The sequence below is a fragment of the Stieleria sp. genome (assembly GCF_041595215.1).
GTDB classification, from domain to species: Bacteria; Planctomycetota; Planctomycetia; order Pirellulales; family Pirellulaceae; genus Stieleria; species Stieleria magnilauensis.
Map to the genome: position 1 here is coordinate 1 of NZ_JBFHKV010001091.1, position 2,816 is coordinate 2,816.

2 protein-coding genes are annotated in these 2,816 nt (G+C 60.0%); both read left to right on the plus strand.

The genetic code is table 11. The features are described 5' to 3' along the window. On the plus strand, positions 1–1,738 hold a 1,738-nt coding region (locus ABX749_RS28355; protein ID WP_372898993.1), incomplete at its 5' end, for an O-antigen ligase family protein. Between the two features lie 13 nt (positions 1,739–1,751). Then, on the plus strand, positions 1,752–2,816 hold a 1,065-nt coding region (gene wecB, locus ABX749_RS28360; protein ID WP_372898994.1), incomplete at its 3' end, for a non-hydrolyzing UDP-N-acetylglucosamine 2-epimerase.

Genomic DNA, 2,816 nt, shown 5'->3' on the forward strand with positions numbered 1-2,816 from the left:
CAACGCGGCGTTGGCGATCAATCTGGGGATCGCATCGGCGCTGGGCTTGATCGTCTATCGCGGCTCGGCCCTGTCGCACCAAGGCGACGCGGGCGAGTCTGCAGAGCGAACTGGATGGAAAACGTTCGGTTCGCTGTGGCTGCGCGATGGGCTGTTGCTGACGGCCCTCGTTTCCCTGTGCGTCACTTTGGTCGGATTGATCGGCTGTGGCTCTCGCGGCGGGCTGCTGTCCATGTTGGTCGCCGGAACGGCCACGGTGGTGCTGACACGCGGAAACCGTGTGCGACTGGCAGGCGTGGTGGCCGCAATCGCGGTGGTCGTGTTGACGGTGGTCGTATTGTTGCGGACCGGCACGATTGGAACCGAGACACTCCGCGAAGACACGTTTCAGCAAATCGGTTCGACCGTCGCTCAGGGCAGCGATCGTTTGTCGACCGACACCCGGTTGTCACACTGGCCGGACGGATTTCGCACGGCGATCGAACATTTTCCGGGCGGCAGCGGATTGGCGTCTTATGGTTACGCGTATCTACCGTGGCAGCAAACCAGCCCCTGGCGTCATTGTCTGCACGCCGACAACTTGTGGTTGGAAATGTTTGTCGAACTCGGCCTGGCCGGTCTCCTGCTGACAGCGTTGGCTGCGGTGTTGATGGTTCTGTGCCTGAGACGTTTGTACGCTTCGACCGATCCACTCGACCAAGGGATTGGGATTTCCGGCTGCTACCTTTGCGTCGTGATCGCCGTCAGTCAGACGTTCGATTTCGGACTGATTTTGCCGGCGAACCTGTTGGCGGTTGTCATGCTTTTGTCCGTCGTCGTGGCGCGTGCCTCGACGGTGGTATTGGCTGCGAGCGGACGCGAGAACGCGACGCCGGGCACCAGCGGGCAGCCGAAACTAAAACTGCTGCCGCAGGACGCTTGGTGGCGGTCACCGAGATTCCTGCGAGAACGCGTCTTTCAGATCGCCGGTGCGGCGGGCCTGTTGGTCATCGCCGTGTTCGCCATCAATCGACTTCGGTTCGACAACTTGGTCGATTTCGCCGTCCGCACCGCCGATGCAGAATTTCAGTACCATCGAACGGACCAACCGTGGCTGGATCGGTTCGCTGCCGAGACGCGAACACTTGCCGGGCAACACCCACACCCGGATCTGCTGGATGTTTTGACCAGGATCGATTTCCAACGCGGTCGTCTGTTGGAACTAACCCTGATGAACGCCGGGCGAATTCCGCAAACTCAACAGGCGGCGCTCTACGCGGCGACGTCACGCGGACGTCGGCGACTGGGGTGGCGGGCGGCCGATCCCGTGCTTTCCAAGCATGTGACCGACGCTGGAAAACCGGTGCCCCCGATGCCGGTAAGTCCACCATTGCGTTCGCCGGATTCACCCTATGCCCTGGCCTTGCAATCGGCCGAAGCGTCACTGCGTCAACGACCACTGGCGATGCCACCGCGTATCGATCAAGTCTATTTGGAATTCATCCACCGATCGCCCGAACGCACCAAGGCGGCGATCCGTCAATCCGCTGCACTGTTTCCAAACACCCCCGAGTTGCAACTTCGATTCGGGGCGTTGGCAGCCAATCACGGTGATTATGAAACTGCGGTACAAGCCTGGCGACGTGCCGCGACGCTCGACGACCACATGATCCCCCGCGTGTTGGGGCGTTCACGCCGGTTCCCCGATTTTCCCGTCGAGGAATTGGTCACTTCCCCCCGCGACTCCATTTCACATTGAAACCAGATAGGTCATGAAAATATTATCCGTCGTCGGAGCACGGCCGAACTTTATGAAGATCGCGCCGATCATGCGGGCACTGGACAGCTACGGAGACCGGGTACAGCAGACCCTGGTGCACACCGGCCAGCACTTCGACGAAAAAATGTCGGACATTTTCTTTCGTGAACTGGAACTCCCCAAACCCCACGAGCACTTGGGGGTATCCGGAGGATCGCACGCGGTTCAAACCGCACGGATCATGCTGGAATTCGAACCGGTGATCTTGAAGCATCGGCCGGACTGGTTGGTGGTCGTCGGCGACGTCAACTCGACCGTGGCCTGTTCGTTGGTGGCATCGAAGATCGGCGTTCCGATCGCCCACGTCGAAGCGGGCTTGCGTTCACGTGACAATACGATGCCGGAAGAAATCAATCGCAAGGTCACCGACGCGATTTCGGATTTGTTGTTGACCCCTTCACCCGATGGCGATGCCAACCTGATTGCCGAAGGCGTCTCGCCGGACCGCATTCACTGCGTCGGCAACGTGATGATCGACTCGTTGATCCGTGCGTTGCCCAAGATCGAACAAAGCGAAATCCTGTCGACTCTGGGACTGACCGCCGGCGAATTCGTGTTGGCAACCCTACACCGGCCCAGCAACGTCGACGATCCGGAGATGTTGGCCGAGTTGATCGCGGCACTCAATGAGATCTCAGAGTCGTTGCCGATCGTGTTTCCGGTGCACCCCAGAACTCTGGCACGCTTGGAAACCGAAAACATCACCGTTGCCGACAAGATCAACATGGTTGACCCGCTGGGGTACTTTGATTTCATGGCGTTGATGAAATCGGCCAACGTCGTCCTGACCGACTCCGGCGGCGTCCAAGAAGAAACGACCTACCTGGGCGTCACGTGCCTGACGGTTCGTCCGAACACGGAACGCCCGATCACGATTGACGAAGGCACCAACCGCCTGGTCCAACCGGGAAAAGACACGCTCTTGGCGGCATGGAAGGAAGTCCAATCGACTCCCCCCGAACGCAGATGCCCCGCCCTCTGGGACGGCAAAGCCGCCGAGCGGATCGCCGCGAAACTG